Below are 21,781 nucleotides of genomic sequence, written 5' to 3'. Positions count from 1 at the left end.
GCATTGTGTTTAGGCTTGGGTCGACTGACGCGCCTTAGCGATCCAGCCGGAAGCCCAGCTTTACGCCGACCTGAAAATGGTCGATTTCGCCCTTGTCATTGATTTTCCCGCGCATCTGCGTGACTTCGAACCATTCCAGATTGCGGATGGTCTCGCTTGTGGTCGCGATGGCGCCGCGTATCGCATCCTCCATGGATTTGTCGGATGTGCCGAATACCTCGGTGACGGGGTGGGTTGTTTGTGTCATGTTTTATCCTCCTTGGTTTACGATGAAGAAAGTAGTGCGTTCGTTTACTGCGGCGAATTCCTGCCATCAGAACAGAACCTCGGGCAGCCAGGTGGCCAAAGCCGGAAAGAACCACAGCAGCGCAAGGCCGCAGATCTGAAGCAGGACGAACGGAATGATTCCGCGATAAATCTGTCCGGTCGTCACCTCGGGCGGGGCGACGCTGCGTAGATAGAATAGCGAGAATCCGAAAGGCGGCGTGAGGAAGCTGGTTTGCAGGTTCACCGCGATCATGATGCCAAACCAGATCGGCGAGATGTCGAACATCAGCATGATCGGGGCGACGATGGGCAGGACCAGAAACATGATCTCGATAAAGTCCAGCACGAAGCCCAGCAAGAAGATCACCACCATCACAAACAGCATCGCCGACACCATGCCGCCGGGCATGTTGTGCAGGAAATCCTCGACCAGCACGTCACCTTGGAACATGCGGAACACCAGCGAGAACAGCGACGCACCGATCAGGATTAGAAAGATCATCGACGATATCAACATGGTCGAATGCATCGAAGAGCGCAGCATGGATATGCTCAACTTGCCCTGAAGCGCGGCGAGCAGGACCGCCCCGATTGCGCCGATCGCCGCAGCCTCGGTTGCTGTGGCGAGGCCCAGCAGGATGGACCCTAGCACCGCGCCGATCAGCAAGAGGGGCGATACCAGCGCCTTGATCGCCTGTCTGCCGGCATTGGCCGAGGGCGCTTTGGTGGCGAGGGCGGGGCATTTGTGGCCTTGGAATACGGCGGTAAAGATGACCCAACTGGCATAGAGGCCCATCAACACCAGACCGGGCAGGAACGCCCCGGCGAACAGTTCGACTACCGAAACAGGGTCAGGAGCAAAATTGCCCTTGGCCATCTGTGCCTGCGCATTGGCGCCTTGCAGGATATCGGCCAGCAGGATCAGGACGGTCGAGGGCGGAATGATCTGCCCTAGCGTCCCCGACGAGCAGATGATGCCGCTGGCCAGTCTGGGATCATAGCCCGCCCGCAGCATCGCAGGCAGACTGAGTAGGCCCATCGTGACGACAGTCGCGCCCACCACACCCGTCGAGGCCGCCAGCAACGCGCCCACGAAAATGACCGACAGGCCCAGACCACCGCGCAGCGTGCCGAACAACTCGCCAAGGGCCATCAGCAGATTCTCGGCGATGCGCGACCGCTCCAGCACCACGCCCATGAACACAAAGAGGGGGATGGCGACAAAAACGAGGTTCGTCATGATACCGAAGATGCGCGACGGAACGCTGTTGAGCAGTCCGAGGTCGATGATGTCGAACATCCAGCCAAAGCTGGCAAAGGCGATTGCGACACCCGCCAGGGTGAACGCCACCGGATAGCCCATCATCAGAAAGCCGATGACGACCGGGAACATGATAATCCCGATGATTTCAGGATTGCTCATGCGTCGCGGCTCCGGGCCAGGTCCGGCGCTGCCAGCCGGATATAGCTGCGTATCGCCAAGGACAGTCCCTGCGCGGCCAGCGGCAGGCAGAATAGCAACAACACCGATTTGATCAGGAAAACGCCCGGCATTCCGCCGACGTCCAGTGTGCCCTCCAGCCGTCGCCATGAATCGCGCACATAGGGAAACGACAGGACAAAAATGGCGATGAGGGACGGCATAAGCAAGAAAACCGAGCCGAGCAGATCAACGATGGCACGGTATCGCTGGCTTCTGGCGCCATAGACGAAATCGACGCGCACGTGTTTGCCATGCAAGAGGGTAGGCGCGGCGCCTAGCATAAAGAGCGCCGCATTGGCCCAGACATAGGCATCCTGCATCCACACCCAGCCCAGCCCCAATGTATAGCGCAGGATTGCTACCGCCGCACAGACAACGACGGTGAAACCGACCAGCCAGGACAGGATATGCCCCAGATGGTCGATCACGCTGTCGATCCGGTCTGCAATAGCTTGCAGTCGATGCATCTGGGGCTCCCGGTGCTGCGTCTAGTTTTTCACCAGCCCGGCGTATTTGTAGTCGAGCGCCCGCGCCTCTAGCACCGCGCGTGTGCTGATATCAGTGTAGTTAAGCGTATTTTCGCGGAAACTCAGGATGCTATCCAGTATCTCGCGGCTGAGAGGATCGCTCGACGCGAGATCATTCAGCAGGACGCCCGCCGTATTCCCCAGCTCGATCAGCGTGTCATCGCTGAAGCGCTTGAGGTTGACGCCGTTATCCTCGACCAGTGCGCGTAGGGCCTCGGGGTTTTTCGCCGTCAATTCGTTCAGAACATAGCTGTTGGCCAGCTCAGCGCCCGCGGCCACGATTTCCTGCAAATCGGCGGGAAGGGCGTTCCATTCGTCCATGTTGACGAACAAATCGTTGATACCCGATGGCTCCTGCCAGCCGGGATAGTAGTAATATTCGGCAACCTTGTGAAAGCCGAACGCCATGTCCAGATACGGGCCGATCCATTCGCAGGCATCTATCGCGCCCGATTGCATTGAGGGTAGCAATTCACCGCCCGGCAGGTTGACGATTGTGGTGCCCATCGCGCTCAGAACCTCGCCGCCAAGGCCGGGCATGCGCATCTTGATGCCGGATAGGTCGGCGGCCGAGGCGATCTCCTTGTTGAACCAGCCACCCATCTGCGGGCCGCTGTTGCCAGCGACGAAGAATTTGACGTTCAGCTCGTCATAGGCCTTTTGCGCCAGTTCCAGACCGCCCGAGATGAACCATGCGTTCTGCTCCTGCACCGTCATGCCGAACGGCAGGCCGGGGATAAACTGAAGCGCAGGAACCTTGCCCTTCCAGAAATAGGATGTGCCGAACCCCATCTGAGCGGTGCCGCCGCGCACGGCGTCCATCGTTTCGAACGCGGGCACGACCTCGCCTGCGCCAAAGACCTGAATGTTCAGGCGGCCATCCGAGGCCTTGGTAACGAATTCCGCGAATTTTTCGGGGGCCGTGCCGTAGATCGGATAGCCCTTGGGGTAGGCGTGCAGCAGCCGCCACTCGCGCACGTCCTGCGCGATGGCAGGGGCGGCGGTCACAGCGGCCAGTCCCGTTGCGGACAAGCCTGCATTGGTAATGAATTGACGACGTTTCATATTCTCGCTCCCTTCGAGTGAAATCCCGATGACTTCCGAAGCCTGATCGCTGCCTTTTTAACCAGTACCCTACAGATTTTTCGTCACATGGAAACGAGAATTATAACAAATAAGTATTGATGTTTGGTGCGTGGCCCGCAACGGTGTGGATGATCCGTTTGCCTCCGGTCATTGATTTAGATCAGCCCAGCCACCTAAATCCTTGAGGTTCAAGGCATTTGCGGAAGGATTTTGCCGGGGTTCAGTATGCCCAGCGGGTCGAGCGCGGCCTTGATCGCGCGCATGGCATCGATGGCCTCTGCGCCATGCTCTGCGATCATGTACTTGCGCTTCATCTGGCCGATCCCATGCTCACCGCTCGCCGTGCCGTCCATGTCGATTGCCCGCTGAACAAGGCGGTCGACGAACCCTGTCAGGGCCGCAGATTCGCGCGGGTCCTGGTGATCGACCATCAGTTGAACGTGAAAGTTCCCGTCGCCCACATGGCCCACGATGGTCGCCACGAAATCGTTTTCCGCAAGGTCGCGCTGCGTCGCCTCGACGCATTCGGCAAGGCGCGATATCGGCACGCAAACGTCGGTGACGACGGCATCGGCACCGGGGCGCAGGCCCTTGCTGGCCCAATGCGCGTCGTGTCGTGCCTGCCACAATCGGCTGCGCTCTTCGGGCTTCGTGACCCAATTAAACGTGCCGCCGCCGCAATCTGCGGCAATGGCTCCGAAACGCTCGCTTTGCTCACGCACCCCATCAGGGCTGCCGTGGAATTCCAACAGCAACAACGGCGTTTCGGGTAGGTCGAGACCTGAATGCAGGTTGCACGCCTTGACCTGCATATCGTCCAGCAGTTCGACCCGCGCGATTGGGATCCCCCACTGAATTGCGGTGATCGCGGCATCGCAGGCCTGTTTCACAGATGGGAAAGAACAGATCCCGCTTGATATCGCCTCGGGGATACCGTTCAGGCGCAGCGTGATTTCGGTGATGATGCCCAGCGTGCCTTCGGAACCGATCAAGAGCCGGGTTAGATCGTAGCCGGCAGAGGATTTGCGCGCCCGACTGGAGGTGCGGATGATCTCGCCATTGGCCAGAACCGCCGTTAGCGACAGCACCACCTCGCGCATCGTGCCGTAACGCACCGCGGCCGTGCCGGACGCCCGGGTGGCGGTCATTCCACCGATGGACGCGTCCGCGCCGGGATCAATGGGAAAGAACAGACCCATATCGCGCAGGTGGTGGTTCAGCGCGAGGCGCGTGACGCCAGCCTCGACCGTGCAATCCAGATCTTGGGGGCGCACATCGACGATCCGGTTCATCCGCGACAGATCAATGCAGACGCCCCCCAATGGCGCGTTCAGATGCCCCTCAAGCGATGTGCCTGTGCCGTAGGCGATGACGGGCACGCGTCGGTCGGCGGCAAGTCGGATGATTGCCGAGACCTCTTGGGTCGATTCCGCAAAAACCACCAGATCGGGCGGTGCGTTCTGGCCCCATGTTAGCGTATTGCCGTGCTGGGTTCGGATTGCCTTGGACGCGGAAACGCGCTCGCCAAAACTGCGTTTCAGTTCGTCTGTCAACGCACGGATCGTCTCGGGCGAGGGGCGCTGTGGTGTGGAGGGATCATGTGTCATGCGACCTCAGCCTGGCGGTATCGCCGCATCGACCCCTCGCGTATCGGGATGGCGGCGATCCAATTCACTAAGCATCGCGTCGCCGTCGGGGTCGGACAAGGCCAGCTTGCGTAATTCGGCGAGCGCATCCGCATCGGACCGGCCTGCGGCCACGGCGGGGGCCACGATCCGGGTCATCAGCGCCTCGAAGTTCGCCGTTCCGCGCCGATGGGTCGACCCATAGCCCTTGCGAATGCGGGCGCATTCGACCACCTCGGCGCCGAATTCCGCGTCGATCTGCGTCGCGGCGACCACCAAATCGACCCACGCGTCGATTGCAGCCGTCTCGAGCGCGTAACGATATGTATAGGGCCGCCAGAAACGCATCGCCGCCAGCAGGCGCATCATCGCAAAGCCCCAGGCCGAGCTGGTGCGAATGCCCATGCCGATGTTATAGGCATCCAGCTTGCCGCGCCGCCGCGCTGCCGCGACTAGGCGGCGGCCTAGGAAGGGCGGCATCATCGAGGCAAATTCCTCAACCCCCGGTTTGAGATATTCGGTGACGCGGACCGTGTCGCCGTCGCCCATCTGATTGGCCTCGTTTAGCGCCTGCCAGCGCTCTGGCGCGGTCTTGAGGGCGGCGACGCGCACGATGTCCTCGTAGCTCATCATCAGGGCCAGATAGCGCGCCGCCTCGCGCGTGACGGGATAACCCCGGTCGGTTTTGCCTGCGGCCTTTTCGGCCTCCAGCACGCGCCTGACTGATTGCAGATACCGATCCGCGTAGCTGGCATTTTGGAATGAGGTGAGGCGCGGAACGGCGTGTTTGAGGACCGCTTCGATCTCGGCCGGGAAGCCATGGTTGACCTGCTCGTCGGTTCCGGTGGCTCGCGCATCGCTCGGTGCATCCGGCGCGCCCTGACCCGTTACGTAATCGAACGCGGCAGCAAATCCGCGCAGATTTGCCTCGACGGCGATTCCCGAGGCGCGCATCGCGTCCTCATAGGTTTCACGCGATGCCGGCAAGACGCCTGCGCCCGCAATGGCCCCCAGAACGACGCTGCTGGCGACCGCGTTCGCGTCCTTGGCCAGCCGGGCGAAATCGACGGGAATCGAGCGGGCAGAAAATTCATCGATGGCTTTCAGGATGCGATCCGGTTCGATCCGTTCGTCCGCCATCGCGCTTTTTTCTTCGATGGTAAAGGAGCGGTGGGACGATGCGATGATCGTCGTGCGATCGGGCGAGACGAACCCCTGTTCGATCGCGCGGCCAGCCTCGAGCAATTCAGTCGCGACCACCACATCGACGAAACCTGCTGTTGGCGTCAGCGCCAGAACCGGCTGCGCGGGGCCGCCCCAGATTTGCGGTACGATTTCGATGTAGTAGGTCGTGGCACCTGTGCGCTGCGCGACGCCGGGAACCGACGTGCTTTGAACGGGCCAACCCTCGGCACGCGCGACGGCGACCAGCCACGCGGTCAACACGCCACCACCTTCGCCGCCCAGTGCGGCGATGCACATGCGGATGGGTTGCGTGATAGCGTGGGGTTGAGGCGAACGTTGATCGGGCACGGGCGGCATCTTGAAGTCCTTCATCCCGCACGCCCCTGCATCCGCGCGATCATCCAGCGGTTGGCGCGGGCTGCAAAGCGTTCAAACCGGCTGGCATTGCGCACCTGTTCCGTCTTGTAAAAGGACGGGCAGAGGATCGCCTCATGCGCAACCTCGCCGCAATGGCCGCAGCCGACGCAGGTGTTCAGCACGGTTGCCACCGGGTCGCGTTTGAGCGGATCGGACGAATCCTTGATGGTCAGCGACGGACAGCCCGACAGGCGGATGCACGAGTGATCGCCCGTGCAGACATTTTCATCGACGTCGAAACGCGCCTGCACGACGCGCTTGCCGGTCTTGATGCGCTCGCGCTCGATCGGCTTCATCCGCCGCGCCTTTGCCAACTGACACTCACCATCGGCAATGATGACCTTCAGTCCTTTGGTCTTGGTGGTCAGTGCGTCCTTCAGCGTGCCGACCATGGCGTGAAGATCGTAAGAGCGCAGCGTTTTGATCCATTTGACATCGAATGCCTTCAGCGTCTTGGCAATGTCGAGGCCGGGCGCGCCATCGCCCATCTGTTCGCGGGTGGTCGATGGCAGCGTCTGGTGGCCGGTCGCGGCGCTATAGCCGTTCTTGAGGATGACGAGCACGCCGTCGTTTTGGTTCGCAACATGGTTGACGACGCCGTTGGACAGCCCGCTATGCCAGAACCCGCCATCGCCCATCAGGGTGACGACGGGGCGCTCCATGATTGGCGTGACCGCCGAGGTCGCCGCCAGTCCCAGACCATAACCCAGAACCGTGCTGCCCATGTTGAACGGTTTGAGCGTCGACATGGTGTGACAGCCGATATCGGATGAGACGTGGAATTTGCCCACGTCCCGCTCAGCCAGCTTGAGCGCGGTCATTACAGGGCGCTCTGGGCAGCCGGTGCAGAAGGTCGGCAGGCGTATCGGCACCTTGGCGCCCAGCATTTCGGCGGCGCGCCCCTTCAGGTCGCGCACATGGGCGGAGGGCTGTGTGACGGGGGCGAGGTCAAGGGTCGTGGGGCTGCTGCCTTCGAGAAACTTGGCGATGCCGTCCAACAGCACGTCCCCCCGATACTCGCCCGCCATGGGAAAAACCTGCTTGCCCACGATGGTGGTTTGCAGATCGCCCCGGCGCAGGATGCCGCCGATGGCATCCTCCAGATAGGCGGGCTGGCCTTCCTCGACGATCAGCACTGCTGACTTGCCAGCGCAGAATTCCAGCACCTCATCGTCGGCCAGCGGATAGGCGACGTTCAGGCAATAGATCGGCACACGCGACTGCCCATCGAGGCTGGCCAACCCCTGAAGTTGCAGCGCACGCACCACGCCATTGTAATGCCCGCCCAGCGTGATGATGCCGATCTTGTCCAGATCGCCCTCGAAAACCTCGTTTAGTTTGTTCTCGCGGATGAATTTCTTGGCTGCGGGCAGGCGGCGTTGCATCTTGTCCTCTTCGTGTCGATAGACCGACGGGGGCAGGCAGACATTGCCGAAATCGAAGATGGGATCAGTCTTGGCCTCGGCGCTGACGCCTGTGGCCGGGCGATTATCCTTGGCGACGAAGGCGCCGGTCACATGGCAGGCACGGATGCGCAGTTGCAGCATGACGGGCGTGCTGCTGGCCTCGGATAGCTCAAAGCCTTGTTCGATGGAGTTGACGATGCTTTCCAGGTCGGGGCGTGGGTCCAGCAGCCACGCCTGAGATTTCAGCGCGAACGCATAAGTCCGTTCCTGAATGATCGCCGAGCCGTCGCCATAATCCTCGCCGAGGATCATCAGCGCCCCGCCCCTGACCCCCGCAGAGCAGAGGTTGGAGATGGCATCGGACGCGACGTTCGTGCCGACCGTCGATTTGAACAGCACCGCGCCGCGCACGGGATAGTTGATGGATGCACCCAGCATGGCCGCTGCAATCGCCTCGTTGCCGCTGAATTCGACCTGAATTCCCAGATCATCCAGGATCTCGCCTGCGTCTTTCAGAACGTCGATCCCATGCGACACCGGCGCGCCCTGATATCCGCCGATATAGCTGACGCCCGATTGCAATAATCCCTTTACGACGGCCAGAATGCCCTCGGATTCGAAGATTTCGCCGTCACGCTTGCGCAGTTCGGTGACTTCCTTGGCAAAGGAGCGTTCTGCCATGAGGGGCCTCCATCAGAGTTCAATCCAGTCAAGGAAGAGGTCGGGAATTCTGGTCATCCTCTTGGGCCGCCATTCGGTTGCCTGACCGTGTGGTCGGACGATACCGAGACATTCCAGAGAAGCCAAAAGTCGCCTCCGACAATGCCATATAGGTTATTTATCTATACTAATTTGTCAATACATTATGAAAACTCTGCCATGGCTATCGTTGCAGTATAGCTTGGTCGACTGTGGGTAAGTTGAGATGGCCCCCCGTATAATACTGATACGGAAGTTGTGTATGTCCAAAACCAAATCGGCAGCAGCAATGTTCGTGATAACCTGCCGCGCCGCGCGAAAAGGAGCGCCAAACTTCGTTCCGGATGAATAATGTACGTTGATAAGGCGCTTGGTAGGCGTAATATTCGAGGTGTTAACCGAAATATCGAATAATCTTCTAAAATTACTTTGAAATACTCTGAAATCTAGCGGAATATTCATGCCTACTTGGTGTTCCTGTGGGCTTTGAACGGCCGTGCGTCGGCAGGAGGGTGAGCTATGAAAATCGTTGTTCTCGGAGGCGGCGTCATTGGCGTCACATCTGCATGGTATCTGGCCAAGGATGGCCACGAAGTAACGGTCATCGACCGCAACGATGCGGTCGGCGCGGACACAACCTTTGCCAATGCGGGGCAGATTTCGCCGGGCTATTCGGCCCCTTGGGCGGCACCCGGCATTCCAATGAAGGCGCTGAAATGGATGTTCCAACGCCACGCGCCACTGATCGTTCAGCCGCGCCTCGACTGGGCAAAAGTCAGCTGGATGGTGCGGATGCTGCGCAACTGCACCGAGGCGCGCTATGAGGTCAACAAAGGGCGCATGGTGCGGCTGGCCGAATATAGCCGCGACTGCCTGACCGAGATCCGCAATGACACGGGCATCGACTTTGACAACCGCCAGCAAGGCACGTTGCAACTGTTTCGCACGCAAAAGCAGGTGGATGGCGCGGCCAAGGACATCAAGGTGCTGGAGCAGGGCGGCGTGCGTTATGAGGTTCTGGATGCAGAGGGCTGCATCGCGGCTGAGCCGGGGTTGGCAAAGGCGCGCGATCTGATCGCGGGCGGTCTGCGCCTGCCGGGCGACGAGACCGGCGATTGCCACATGTTCACGACCAAGCTGGCCAAGATGGCCAAGGATCTGGGCGTGACGTTCCGCACCGGGGTCGAGATCCGCGCGCTGGAACTGGGCGCGAACGGTATCGAAGCAGCCCAGACCTCCGAGGGTCGCGTGACAGGCGATGTGTTTGTTGTGGCGATGGGCAACCACTCTCCGACGCTGGTGCGCCCCTTGGGGCTGAAGCTACCGATTTATCCGGTCAAGGGCTACTCGATCACCGCGCCCATCATCGCGCCCGAGCGTGCGCCCCAATCGACCGTCATGGACGAGACTTACAAGATCGCCATTACGCGCCTTGGCGACCGCATCCGCGTGGGTGGCATGGCCGAACTGGCCGGCCTCGACCGCAGCCTGAACAAGAAGCGGCAAGAGACATTGACGCTGTCGGTCGAGTCCCTTTTCAACGGTGCCGCCGATCAAAGCCGCGCCGAGCTGTGGTCGGGTCTGCGTCCCATGACGCCCGACGGGACGCCGATCATCGGGCAGGCAGGCGTGGATAATCTGTTCCTCAACACCGGCCACGGCACGCTGGGCTGGACGATGGCCGCAGGATCGGCCCGCGTGCTAAGCGACCTCGTCGCGGGGCGCAGTTCGGATATCGAAACGGCGGATCTGAGTTATGATCGCTATGTTCCGGGCGCTGTTCCGCGCGCAGCATAGGGCAGCAGGCTGCGCTCCTGTGAAAGGGTCAGCGCAACCGACGTTCTGCTGGTGGCAATCGGCTGTGAATTTGGCATAAGGTCGCTATCAGCGATTTCGCAGGCCCGTGTTGGCCTGCGCCAAAGGAGCCCTGCCAATGCCCGAAACCGCCGTGACCGAACTGACATGCCGGATGTGCCGGTGAGTGGGTATCCGTCCCAACTGGTCTTTCTGGTCAACGCGGCGCTTCTGGTGGTGCTGACCGGCTTTCTGCTGATCATTGGCAAACCTGTGTTGCTGCCCATTTTGGCCGCCGTAATCGCCGTTTATGTTCTCACAAGCGCATCCGAGGCGCTGGGCCGGGTGCCGCTGCTCAGGCGGCTGTCCCCTGCGTTGCGGCGGCTGCTGGTCTTGCTCGCCTTTACGCTGGTGGTTCTGATTCTGCTGGGCGTCGTCGTTGACACGATCAGCCGTATCCTGCGCGAGGCGCCCACATATCAGGCCAATATCGAACGCATCGTCGCGCAGGGTGCCGACATGTTCGGCGTGGACGAGCGTCCCGATTGGAAAACCATTCGCGATGCCACGTTCGGCCGTTTATCCGTGCAAAGCCTGATCAACACGGCGCTGCTCAACATAACCGGTATCGGCGCGTCGGTGTTTCTGGTCATCGTTTATTCCGCGTTTCTGCTGTCCGAGCGGGCGGGGTTTGCCGGCAAGCTATCAGCGGCGATGCATGATCCCGAAGGCGCTGCGCGCACCGAGGCGATGATCAGCGACATCAACGATCGGATTGGTGACTATCTGGCGATCAAGACGATGATCAACGTCATTCTGGGCGCGGTGTCATTCGTTATTCTCTGGGCGCTCGACGTGGATTTCCCGCTGTTTTGGGCGCTGGTGATTGGCCTGCTGAACTACATTCCCTATTTCGGATCGCTGGTCGCGGTCGCTTTTCCTGTCGGCCTGTCGATCGTGCAGTTCGGCGATCTGTGGTGGACATTGCTGCTGGGCATCTTGCTGACCGTGGCGCAGATGTTCATTGGCAACGTGGTAGAGCCGCGTCTGATCGGGAGGCGGGTCAATCTCAGCCCCTTTGTCGTGCTGGTGTCGCTGGCGGTCTGGAGCTCGCTTTGGGGTCTTGCCGGTGCGCTGCTGGCGGTACCTCTGACTTCGATGCTGACGATCGTTTTTTCGGCCTTTGGCCCGACGAGGCCGATTGCAATCCTCATGGCCGACCGGGTCGACCTGGGTACTAGGCATCTATAGCGCGCGGCCGCCAGCGCCGCTTAGCGTGATCTCGGCGCCGCCCGCCTCAAGCGCTGCCAGAAGATCGGCGCCCGGCGACACGTCCGTGACCAGATGGATGCCGCTGGTCCATTCCGTGATGTATCGCAGCGCCCGCCGGTCGAACTTGGATTGATCGGCCAGAATGTAGGCCGTTTGCGCATTTTCGATCATCGCGCGGTAAACTTCGGACGGGCCCAGCATCGCCTCGCTCACACCGCCCGCGTCGATGGCCGAGGCGCCCATGAAGGCGATGGGCGCGTGATAGCGGCGGATCGCGGCCAGCGTTTCGGGGCCTGTGACCATGCCCTCCTTGCCGTCAAAGAGGCCGGGCAGGCACATGGTCTGGATGTTGGCATTTTCCGACAATTCGGCGGCGACCCTGAATGCGGGCGTCAGCACCGTCAGCCGCCGCTCGGTGCTGCGCAGCGCGCGGGCGAAATGCAGCGTCGTCGCGCCGCCCCCGATAAAGATGGTCTCGGCGTTTCCGATCAACGTCATCGCAGTGCGCGCAATAGCTTGGCGTGCGTCGATATGCTGGCCCAGACGTTCGGCCAGATGCGGCTCGGACACATGGCCGCGCACCGCCCCGCCATAGGTGCGGCTGATGCGCCCGGCCTCGTCCAAATGACTGAGGTCGCGCCGGATGGTTTCGGACGACACCGCCAGCGCGTCCGCCAGTTCGCTAACGCGCATCGACGGGTTGCGATCGAGTGCGGCTAGGATTTGATCCTGCCTGCGGTCCTTTTTGGAAAGTGCCATCCTCACCCCTTTCGATCCTTTTATAACCCGGAGTTTGACCATGTCACCCATCCAAAATGACCGACTTGCCACAAAATTAGTTGCCAGACCCAACTCTATCGTTAAAGTGACAGGCGACTGAGGGGGAATCACGCGTGTTCAACTACGGATTTTTCAGCTTCGATTCCAAAGACGACCTTCTGGAAAAGGCCGCCGAATACTGGAATCCGGGCAAGGTGCAATTCTGGAGCGATGCCGGAACGCCGATGGTGATTGACCGTCGAGAGGAGTATTTTCTCTATGACATGTCGGGCAAACGCCTGATTGATCTGCACCTGAACGGTGGCACCTATAATTTCGGCCATCGCAACCCTGAATTGGTCGCGACGCTGAAATCCGGCCTCGATTATTTTGACATGGGCAACCACTGGTTCCCGTCCGTCGCGCGCGCCGCCTTTGCGCAAAAGCTGATCGAGACGGCGCCGCATATGCAATACGCCATCTTTGGCGCTGGCGGGGCCGAGGCGGTCGAAATCGCTCTGAAAACCGCGCGCTACGTCACCCAGCGGAAAAAGATCGTGTCGATCATCAAGGGCTATCACGGCCATTCCGGCCTGTCGGTGGCGACGGGCGACGAGCGGTTCAGCAAGATTTTCCTCGCCGACCGGCCGGACGAGTTCATTCAAGTGCCGTTCAACGACCCCGACGCATTGGAGGACGTGCTGAAAAAGGGCGACGTCGCCGCTTTTATCATCGAAACGATCCCGGCGACCTACGGCTTTCCCATGCCGGACGACGATTATTTGCGCGAATGCCACCGCATCTGTCGCAAGTACGGCACGCTGCTGATTTCGGACGAGGTGCAGACGGGCCTTTTGCGCACCGGAATCATGTGGGGCTGGCAGGGCTACGGCATCCAGCCGGATATCATGGTGACGGGCAAGGGGCTGGGCGGTGGCATCTATCCCATCTCGGCCTGCCTTGTGACCAAGGAGTGCGGCGGTTGGCTGCACGAGGATGGCGCGGCGCATATTTCCACCTCTGGCGGCGCCGAACTGGGATGTATTGTCGGGCATCAGGTGATCGACATGCTGCAGCGGCCTGAAATCATCTCGAACGTGCATTTTGTGTCTGAGTTCTTTGCGACCGCCATGCAGGAAATGATGGATCGTCACAGCGATATTTTTGTCGGAGTGCGCCAGCGCGGCGTTGTTCTGGGGCTAGAGTTTGATCACCCTGAGGGCGCTGTTGCGGTCTCCCGCGCGCTATATGAAAATGGCGTTTGGGCGATCTTTTCGTCGCTGGACAAGCGGGTTCTGCAATTCAAGCCCGGCGTGCTGCTGAATGTCGATGTCTGTCAGGAAATCATGGACCGTTTTGACGCTGCCATGCCCCGCGCCCGCCAACTGCTGAAAACGATGAGGACAGCCGCATGAGCGCCGATACCAACGCCTCGCGTCTGGTTGTTCCCGACCCGCATATTGCGACCGCGCACATGAAAGTCAGCCGCGCCCATTGGGCCGTGCGCCAGTTCGGCAAGGCCAACCGCGAAACGGTGCTGAAGGTCGCCGAGGCCGTCGCGCGCGCCGGTCATGCCCAGGCTGGACACTATGCCGACTGGGCCGTGCGCGAGACTGGTTTCGGCGTGGTTGAGCACAAGAAGATCAAGAACGAGCTTAGCACCCTGCCGCTGCTGGACTACTACCGCGACCTCGATCTGGTCAGCCCCCGCGTGCTGCCCGACGACAAGATGGTCGAACTGCCAAAACCTGCCGGCGTCGTGTTCGCCCTGACCCCCGCAACGAACCCCATCGCGACGCTTTTTTACAAGGCGATGCTGGCGATCCTCAGCCGGAACGCCATCGTGTTCAGCCCGCACCCGGCGGCGCGCGAATGCAGCGTCGCCGCCGCGAAAGCGCTGGCCGATGCCGCCGAGGCCGCGGGCGCACCCGCAGGCCTGATCCAGTGTGTCGAGCATCCGTCAGTGCCGCTGGTGCAGGAGATCATGGCATCCGACCGCGTCGCCGTAATAATGGCGACGGGCGGTGGTGCGATGGTGCGCGCGGCCTATTCCTCAGGCAATCCCGCGCTGGGCGTCGGGCCGGGCAATGCGGTCGCCTATGTCGATCCGTCGGCCAAGGTGGACGCCGCCGCCAAACGGCTGGTGGACAGCAAAAGCTTTGACAACTCCGTCCTTTGCACCAACGAAAGCGTTGTCCTGACGCTTGAGTCCAATCGCGGCAATATGGAGCGCGCTTTGCGCAGCGCCGGCGCGCATCTGTGCAATGAGGCGGATACGGACAAGCTGCGCGAGTATCTCTTTACTGATACGGGCTTCAACGTCGCGGCCGTCGGCAAATCCGCTACTTGGATCGCCGATCAGGCGGGCATCCGCGTCAGTCCTTCGGTGCGGATTCTGGTCCCGGTCATCACCGCGCCGGGGCAGGATGATACGCTGTTCCGAGAAAAGCTGTGCCCGGTTCTGACCCTCGCCTCGGCCGTCGATTTCCAGCAGGCGATGACGATTGCCGCGCAGATCCTCAAACGCGGTGGCGGCCATTCCGCTGCCTTCCACGGCGAAGCGCCGGACCGTTTGCTGCGGTTCTCAAACGCGCTGCCGGTTTACCGCGTTGTCGTCAACGCGCCCTGTTCCCAAGGTGCCGCAGGATTTGGCACGCACCTGCCGCCGTCCTTCATGATCGGCACAGGCTTTGCCGGACGGTCGTCCGTGGGCGAAAACGTGGGGCCGCAGCATTTGGTTCACTGGACCCGCATCGCCTATAACAGTGACGCATCGGTGCCCTTCGACCAGTTCGATCTGTCGGTTCTGGACAGCAAAATGCCAGCTGCGACCCAGCAATCACACGCGACGCACAGCCCGCCCTCGGCCCTGCCAGAAACGGACCGCGACATGCTGCGCCAGTTGATCCTTGAAGAGCTCAAAGGGCTGACCGGAGGCGACAAATGACCGACCTGCGCGCCTCGATTTTCATCGACCAGTTGCAGCCGCAAACGCTGGCTTACCTCTCCACCTGGATGCGCGGCTCACTTCCGCGCGCCCGCATGGCCGCCCAGATCATTGAGATCTCGCCGGGCCTTGATGTCGAGGCGCTGACCGATGCCGTCCTGAAATCCGCCGATGTGCGCGCCGGGTTATTGGTGGTCGAGCGTCAGTTCGGCACGCTCCAGTTCCACTCCCGCTCGACCGCCGAGGTGCAGGCGGGTGCTGCGGCAGTGATGGAGCAGTTGGGCCAGACTGCGGATGACGTGGCCAAACCCAAGATACTCGCCTCGAAAATCGTGACCAACATTGAAAACCAGCATGCGTTTTTGATGAACCGCAACAAGATGGGCTCGATGGTGCTGGGCGGCGAGTCTGTCTATCTGCTGGAATGCCAGTCCGCGGCCTATGCCGTTCTGGCCTGTAATGAGGCCGAAAAAGAGGCCGATATCAAGGTGATCGATATGCGCCCCATCGGTGCGAACGGTCGCCTTTACCTTGCCGGGACCGAAGCGGACGTGCGCAACGCGCGCAATGCGGTGGAATCGGCGCTGCGCGCAGCGGGGGCGGCATAGTGTCCAGCCTGCGCGATGAAATACGCAGCATTCTGCGCGAAGAGATTGCGGCGCTGCGCAATGAGTTGCCCCATGCGCGCACGCCCGAGCGGGTGCAGATGAACGGCAGTGCCGATCTGGATCGTTTCGCGCGCGATCTGGTGATGCGTGCGTCTAATGACCCGGGTTTTGCCAGTGCAGTCACGAGCGGCGCGCAGCGGTTCGAACTGTCAGGCATTATCCCAGCGCCCGCGAACACCTACGCGCCGCGCATCGTCACCAGTCCGCCCAGCCCGGCGCGCAGCAAGGCGGCGGAGCTGTCCAAGAAGCTGGTGACAGAACGTGACATCGAGGCGCTGGAGCGCGGTGCCAAAGTGCTGCGCGTGCCGAAACATTGCCGCCTCACGCCGCTCGCCAATGACGAGGCGCGCCGCCGGGGCATCAGGATCGAAAGGTTTGCATCATGATACGCGCAACCGTCAGCGGAAAAGTCTGGGCCTCGCGGCGCATAGAGTCGGTGCCGACCGGCGCCTACCTTGAGGTCGAGACCGAAAAGGGCGACCGCCTGATCGCGTTCGACCCGCTGGGCTGCGCGCCGGGCGAGGCGGTGCTGATCACCCAAGGGTCGGTCGCGGCAGCATTTTTTACTGGCCAGACGGCGCCGATCGACGCGCTGATCATCGGCTCTATCGACGAAGAAACACCCAACAAATCCGGCAAGACCCGGAAAAGCTAAAGGAGAGAATTCATGGCTAATCTCGCAATCGGAATGATCGAAACCAAGGGCTACGTGCCCGCGCTGTCCGCAGCCGACGCGATGGTCAAGGCGGCCAATGTGGAAATTGTGGCTCGCAATGAGGTGGGCGGCGGTCTGGTGTCGGTCGTCGTGCGCGGCGATGTGGGCGCGGTCAAGGCCGCGACCGAGGCGGGCGCCGAGGCGGCCAGCCAAGTGGGCGAAGTCACCGCCGTTCACGTCATCCCGCGCCCCCACGCCGATCTGGCCAAGCATTTCGACGCGGCGAAATAAGCCGACCAATACCGGAGCATTTTGATGACCGAACTACGCGTCTATCTGCCGATCGAGGATCTGCAACCGCAGTTTGCGGCCTATCTTTCGTCGCCGACGCGGGCGCGGGGGTATCCGCCCTTTACCGGGCAGAATTCGCTGATCATCGAGGTGTCTCCGGCGTTAGCGATCCACCGAATCACCGATCTGGCGCTAAAGGAATCGCCGGATATGGAGCCGGGTATTCTGTTCACCGAGCGTCAGTTCGGCCTGCTGGAATTGCACGCCGACGACATGGCGGATGTCGAGGTGGCGGGGCGTGCGATCCTGAAAGGGATCGGTGCCAAGCCCGAGGACCAGCTGGCGCCGACGATCCTTTACCATGACATCATCGAGGATTTGTCGGACCAGCACGCGATCATCCTGAACCGCTCGCGCGATGGATCAATCCTGGTGCCGGGGGTGGCGTTGTTGATCTATGAAATGGCGCCTGCGCTGTTCGCGTGCGTTGCTGCGAACGAGGCCGAAAAGGCCGCACCGAATGCCATCATCAACGACGTTCAGATGATGGGCGCGACGGGGCGGATATTTATGTCCGGCTCGGTCAAGGACATGGAGACCGCGCGCGCCACGATCACCGCGTGTCTAAAGGGGATTAAGGGACGAAAGAAGTAGGACGACCCAACGCCGGAACCCGACCACAAGCGCCACAAGAGCGTGCGGACAACGGCATCACCGACAACCAACAATCTCGGGAGGATTGACCATGACACTTTCAAGACGACAATTCGCTGCCGGCGCCGGTGCGCTGCTGGGGGCCGGTAGCCTGATGGGCCCGCGCGCCGCACATGCCGCGCGCAATGACGAGCTGAACATTCTGTGCTGGGAGGGGTACAACTCCGATCCGGTGCTTGGCCCTTATCGGGCGGCCCATCCCGACGCCACCGTGCGCGCCGAAAGCGGCACGTCGGACCCCGACATGATCAACAAGCTGCGTGCCGGAGAGGTCCGCGTGTGGGATCTGATCAACGTCAACCAGCCATGGGCGCGCGAGCAGCTCTATCCCGAAGGCCTTATCAAGCCGATGGATAAAGACCGCTTCATGCCCTATTTCGACAAGATGCTGCCGGAATTTTCCGAGCCCTATCCGCTGGCCTTTGCCGAAAACGGCGACCTGCTGGGAATGCCGCAGCGCTATGGCCCGTTCTCGTTCGTGGTGAACACCGACGTAATCAGCCGCGAGACGGCCGAGGACGAGGGTTGGAACCTGTTCTTTGACGAAAAGATGAAGGGGCGCTATGGCGTTCTGACCTATGACAACTGGAACATCATCCACATGGCGATGGCCGCTGGTCTGAACCCGTTCGAGGCGATCGAGGGCGACGATCAGGGCAAATTCAAATCGACTGCCGAGCAGATTTTCGGCAATGCCCGCCTGCTGACCGATGATCTTGTGGCGATGAACACTGCGCTGATCAACGGCGAAATCGACGCCTACTTTACGGGTGGCGTCTATACTGCCTCGCCCGCGCGCTTTGACGGGCTGACGAATGTGCGCGCGATTACGCCCAATTCCGGCCCTGTCGATGGCAAGGGCGGCTGCGTCTGGGTCGAGCTGACATCGGTGGTCAACAACCCCGATCCCACCGAACTTGCGCAGGATTTCCTCGAATTCGTGCAGACGCCCGAGATCGCCCACGCCGTTGCCTTTACCGAAGGCACCTACAATCCCGTGGCCCAGATGGGCAACGAGGAGGTGATGGCGCTGTTTACCGAGGATGAGCTGGATGCGATCCAGATGGACAGTCTGGCCGAGGATATGGCGAAATCCGCGGATTATCAGGTGGTCACATCCTATGATGCGCTGATCGACATCTATACTCAAGCGCGCCGCAGCTAAACGCGGGCAGGGCGGCGCCACCCCCGCCGCCCTGTATATCCCCTAGATCCCGGAGTGTTCGATGCCTGCCAACACCATTTTGCGCCTGGAGAATGTCCGCAAGGTATTCGGACGGTTCACGGCCCTGCATGGCATCGACCTCGAGATCAAGGAGGGCGAGTTTTTTACCATCGTTGGCCCTTCGGGCAGTGGCAAATCCACGATCATCCGCCTGCTGGTGGGCATGGACGAACTGAGCGAGGGCGAAATCTGGCTGCGCGACAAGCGAATTGACCAGACCCCGGCCAACCTGCGCCCGACCTGTATGGTGTTTCAATCGTTGGCGCTGTTTCCGCATATGTCGGTGGGCCAGAACATCGAATTCCCGCTGAAACTACGCAAGGTTGACCCGGCCAAGCGCAAGGAACGCGCCATTGAACTGCTGAAGCTGTTGCACCTGCCGGCCAGCTATTACGACAAGCGTGTGACCGAGTGTTCCGGAGGTGAAAAGCAGCGTGTCGCACTGGCCCGCGCGCTGGCCTTCGACCCTGAAATCCTGTTCTTTGACGAGCCGTTATCAGCGCTGGATTACCGCCTGCGCAAGAGCCTTGAGAAAGAGCTGAAGGATCTGCACGCACGCACCGGCAAGACGTTTGTCTACATCACCCACTCGCTGGAAGAGGCGATGGTGATGTCGGACCGCATCGCCATCATGAAAGAGGGTCGGTTCGAACAGATTTCTGACGCCGACGCGATCTATTCCCAGCCCGTCTCGCGCTTTGTCGCCGAATTCATGGGCGAGGTGAACCTCTTTGAGGTCGCTGCCTCGGGCGGCAGGATCGACGGCGAGGGGCTGAATGTTGCTGAGAATACAGCGACCAAGGACATGGCCGACCGCATCGCCGCTGCAAAGGGTGCGACCCTGATGATCCGGCCCGAATATGTGCAATTCCTGACCAAAGGCGACAGCGCCGATTTCACCGTTGAGGGTAAGGTGCATGGCATCTACGCACTGGGATCGCGCATTCACTACGAGGTCAAGACCAGCGCAGGCCAGATCCTGACCGTCGAAAAGCTGCGCGAGGATCGCTATGATGGCAACGAGGGCGATGATGTGCGCCTTGGGTTCGATGCCGCAAGCGCACACGTGATCGAGGGGCAGTCGGCATGAAGCGGCTGGACAGCAAGCTGGGTGCGCTGGCGTCGCTGCCGATGCTGGCTGTGCTGACTATCGCTTTTATCGCGCCACTGGGGCTGGTCGCGCTGTTTTCGATCATGCCTGAAAAGGTTTTCAGCATTTTCAATGTCCCCAATTTTGCCGCTTACAAGACGTTCGCAACCCAAGGCTATTACAGATCCTTACTGTGGACGCTGGGGATGGCGTTCGTCGCCACGACGATCTTGTTCGTGATCTGCTGGCCGCTGGCCTACGGCATGGCCAAAGTGTTCAAACGCTTTACGCTGGTCATCACGATTGCCGTGGTGATGAGCCTGTTCGTGTCCGAAAATATCCGCCTTTTCGGATGGGTTCTGACGCTGATGAAGGGCGGGCTGTTCGAGGGGTATCTGCGCCACTGGACGGGCCTTAGCTTTGAAAGCCCGCTCTATAACGTGGGCATCATCGTCTTTGGCATCGTCTATGTCTATCTGCCCTTCATGCTGTTCCCGCTGGCCCAAGGCATTTCGATGGTGCCCGAGGACGCGCGTCAGGCGGCGCGCGATCTGGGCGCGACGCGTTGGCAGGTGCTGACTCAGATCGACCTGCCGCTGGCCGCCCCGGGGATCATGGTGGGCTACCTTTTGACCTTCGTGCTGGCCGCAGGAGCGATGGCCGAGGCCAAGATACTGGGTGGGCGCGCGGTGATCGTGATTGCCGACGATATCCAGACGGCATTCACCTATGGGCAGAACTGGTCGCTGGGCGCTGCGCTGTCGATGGTGCTGATCCTGCTGATCGGCACGCTGGCGATATTCGGCATTGCCAAGATTGACCTAGACAAGATCATGGGGAGGGGCTGACATGGGGCCGTCCCGCACCACACGCATCGCCCTTTATGTCTACGGCATCGCGATCATCGCGTTCCTTTACCTGCCGCTGGTTTCGGTCACTTTCGCCTCAATATCCAAGGCGCGCTATCTGAGCTTTCCGATCCGGCGCTATTCGACTGGCTGGTTCACCGACGCGCTGGCCAGCCGCGAGGTGCACATGTTGGCGATAACGTCGCTAAAAATCGCAGTGATAGTCACGATCCTGTCGGTGATCATCGCCTTCTTTGGCGCGCTGGCGTTTGCGCGTTATCAATGGCGCTACCGCTCGCTATTCCAGAAATTGGTGCTGCTGCCGATCTTTTTCCCGCAGACGGTGCTGGGACTAGCGCTGCTGATGTGGTTCAACTCATTGGGCATCATCCCCTCGTGGAAGACCGCGATTGTCGCGCATCTGGTCTGGATCGCCCCAATCGCGACGCTGATCGTCGCCATCCGCGCCTACAGTTTCGACCCCGCCCTTGAGGAGGCCGCGCGCGATATGGGTGCAACTACCACCGTCGTTCTGCGTGAGATCACACTGCCGCTGCTGATGCCGGGTCTGGTCGCGGCGGGGCTATTCGCGTTCCTGCTCAGCTGGGGGAATTTCCCGTTGTCGCTATTCACTACGGGCGCGGATTCGACGCTGCCTGAATGGCTCTATGCGAAAATGGTGTCGGGGTATTCGCCGCTGGTGCCGACTTTGGGTATCTTGTCGGTCATAGCGTCCTTCCTGCTGGTGCTGGTCGCGATCACGGGATTCTGGCTTTACCGGGCGCTGCGCCCTCAAAATTAAACCAACTGGGAGGTTCGAAAA

Annotated in this window: 21 protein-coding genes; 13 read left to right on the top strand and 8 right to left on the bottom strand. The window is 60.9% G+C overall.

Annotation, left to right across the window (positions count from 1 at the left end; translation table 11 throughout):
- Positions 1–34: 34 nt before the first annotated feature.
- The 7 genes from U3654_RS14300 to U3654_RS14270 all read right to left on the bottom strand — a co-directional run bounded on the left by U3654_RS14300 (position 35) and on the right by U3654_RS14270 (position 8,677).
- Positions 35–247: a dodecin gene (locus U3654_RS14300; protein WP_324752221.1), complete on the bottom strand. Its 213-nt coding sequence runs from the start codon at positions 245–247 to the stop codon at positions 35–37.
- 66 nt (positions 248–313) lie between these two features.
- On the bottom strand, positions 314–1,690 hold the full coding sequence (locus U3654_RS14295) for a TRAP transporter large permease subunit (protein WP_324752220.1): 1,377 nt from the start codon (positions 1,688–1,690) through the stop codon (positions 314–316).
- Complete coding sequence (locus tag U3654_RS14290) at positions 1,687–2,217, bottom strand: TRAP transporter small permease subunit (RefSeq protein ID WP_324752219.1); 531 nt, start codon at positions 2,215–2,217, stop codon at positions 1,687–1,689. The genes U3654_RS14295 and U3654_RS14290 overlap by 4 nt, the downstream gene beginning before the upstream one ends.
- 21 nt (positions 2,218–2,238) lie before the next feature.
- Entirely contained in the window at positions 2,239–3,342 is a 1,104-nt protein-coding gene (locus tag U3654_RS14285) for a TRAP transporter substrate-binding protein (RefSeq protein ID WP_324752218.1), read from the bottom strand.
- A gap of 209 nt (positions 3,343–3,551) precedes the next feature.
- Positions 3,552–4,970, bottom strand: a complete 1,419-nt coding sequence (locus tag U3654_RS14280; RefSeq protein WP_324752217.1) for an FAD-binding oxidoreductase — start codon at positions 4,968–4,970, stop codon at positions 3,552–3,554.
- A gap of 6 nt (positions 4,971–4,976) precedes the next feature.
- On the bottom strand, positions 4,977–6,545 hold the full coding sequence (locus tag U3654_RS14275; RefSeq protein ID WP_324752216.1) for an indolepyruvate oxidoreductase subunit beta family protein: 1,569 nt from the start codon (positions 6,543–6,545) through the stop codon (positions 4,977–4,979).
- A complete protein-coding gene (locus tag U3654_RS14270; RefSeq protein ID WP_324752215.1) occupies positions 6,542–8,677 on the bottom strand; it encodes an indolepyruvate ferredoxin oxidoreductase subunit alpha in 2,136 nt (711 codons plus the stop codon). The genes U3654_RS14275 and U3654_RS14270 overlap by 4 nt, the downstream gene beginning before the upstream one ends.
- Positions 8,678–9,214: 537 nt before the next feature.
- Here U3654_RS14270 and U3654_RS14265 point away from each other — a divergent pair.
- The gene (locus tag U3654_RS14265) at positions 9,215–10,492 is read left to right on the top strand and encodes a D-amino acid dehydrogenase (protein ID WP_324752214.1); all 1,278 of its coding nucleotides are present in this window, start codon (positions 9,215–9,217) and stop codon (positions 10,490–10,492) included.
- A gap of 165 nt (positions 10,493–10,657) precedes the next feature.
- Complete coding sequence (locus U3654_RS14260; RefSeq protein ID WP_324752213.1) at positions 10,658–11,740, top strand: AI-2E family transporter; 1,083 nt, start codon at positions 10,658–10,660, stop codon at positions 11,738–11,740.
- On the opposite strand, the gene U3654_RS14255 is transcribed toward U3654_RS14260, so the two are convergent.
- Positions 11,735–12,520, bottom strand: coding sequence for a DeoR/GlpR family DNA-binding transcription regulator (locus U3654_RS14255; RefSeq protein ID WP_324752212.1), 786 nt, complete (start codon positions 12,518–12,520; stop codon positions 11,735–11,737). The genes U3654_RS14260 and U3654_RS14255 overlap by 6 nt on opposite strands.
- 134 nt (positions 12,521–12,654) lie before the next feature.
- Between U3654_RS14255 and U3654_RS14250 the strand changes: the two genes are divergently transcribed.
- The 11 genes from U3654_RS14250 to U3654_RS14200 all read left to right on the top strand — a co-directional run bounded on the left by U3654_RS14250 (position 12,655) and on the right by U3654_RS14200 (position 21,760).
- A complete protein-coding gene (locus U3654_RS14250; protein ID WP_324752211.1) occupies positions 12,655–13,935 on the top strand; it encodes an aspartate aminotransferase family protein in 1,281 nt (426 codons plus the stop codon).
- On the top strand, positions 13,932–15,467 hold the full coding sequence (locus U3654_RS14245; protein ID WP_324752210.1) for an aldehyde dehydrogenase family protein: 1,536 nt from the start codon (positions 13,932–13,934) through the stop codon (positions 15,465–15,467). The genes U3654_RS14250 and U3654_RS14245 overlap by 4 nt, the downstream gene beginning before the upstream one ends.
- A complete protein-coding gene (locus U3654_RS14240; RefSeq protein ID WP_324752209.1) occupies positions 15,464–16,075 on the top strand; it encodes a BMC domain-containing protein in 612 nt (203 codons plus the stop codon). The genes U3654_RS14245 and U3654_RS14240 overlap by 4 nt, the downstream gene beginning before the upstream one ends.
- Complete coding sequence (locus U3654_RS14235; RefSeq protein WP_324752208.1) at positions 16,075–16,521, top strand: hypothetical protein; 447 nt, start codon at positions 16,075–16,077, stop codon at positions 16,519–16,521. Before U3654_RS14240 ends, U3654_RS14235 begins: the two co-directional genes overlap by 1 nt.
- A complete protein-coding gene (locus U3654_RS14230; protein ID WP_324752207.1) occupies positions 16,518–16,790 on the top strand; it encodes a EutN/CcmL family microcompartment protein in 273 nt (90 codons plus the stop codon). The genes U3654_RS14235 and U3654_RS14230 overlap by 4 nt, the downstream gene beginning before the upstream one ends.
- A gap of 12 nt (positions 16,791–16,802) precedes the next feature.
- Positions 16,803–17,081 (top strand): BMC domain-containing protein, encoded by a 279-nt coding sequence (locus tag U3654_RS14225; protein ID WP_324752206.1) that lies wholly within the window; start codon positions 16,803–16,805, stop codon positions 17,079–17,081.
- A gap of 24 nt (positions 17,082–17,105) precedes the next feature.
- The gene (locus U3654_RS14220; RefSeq protein ID WP_324752205.1) at positions 17,106–17,735 is read left to right on the top strand and encodes a hypothetical protein; all 630 of its coding nucleotides are present in this window, start codon (positions 17,106–17,108) and stop codon (positions 17,733–17,735) included.
- 91 nt (positions 17,736–17,826) lie between these two features.
- On the top strand, positions 17,827–18,960 hold the full coding sequence (locus tag U3654_RS14215) for a PotD/PotF family extracellular solute-binding protein (protein ID WP_324752204.1): 1,134 nt from the start codon (positions 17,827–17,829) through the stop codon (positions 18,958–18,960).
- Between the two features lie 61 nt (positions 18,961–19,021).
- The gene (locus U3654_RS14210) at positions 19,022–20,110 is read left to right on the top strand and encodes an ABC transporter ATP-binding protein (RefSeq protein ID WP_324752203.1); all 1,089 of its coding nucleotides are present in this window, start codon (positions 19,022–19,024) and stop codon (positions 20,108–20,110) included.
- Entirely contained in the window at positions 20,107–20,958 is an 852-nt protein-coding gene (locus tag U3654_RS14205; RefSeq protein ID WP_324752202.1) for an ABC transporter permease, read from the top strand. Before U3654_RS14210 ends, U3654_RS14205 begins: the two co-directional genes overlap by 4 nt.
- Position 20,959: 1 nt before the next feature.
- Positions 20,960–21,760, top strand: coding sequence for an ABC transporter permease (locus U3654_RS14200; protein ID WP_324752201.1), 801 nt, complete (start codon positions 20,960–20,962; stop codon positions 21,758–21,760).
- Positions 21,761–21,781 lie beyond the last annotated feature (21 nt).

This window comes from Roseovarius sp. Pro17 (genome assembly GCF_035599575.1).
Classification (GTDB): domain Bacteria; phylum Pseudomonadota; class Alphaproteobacteria; order Rhodobacterales; family Rhodobacteraceae; genus Roseovarius.
The sequence above is the reverse complement of the archived record's forward strand: the minus strand, read 5'-3'. Positions and strand labels throughout refer to the sequence as shown.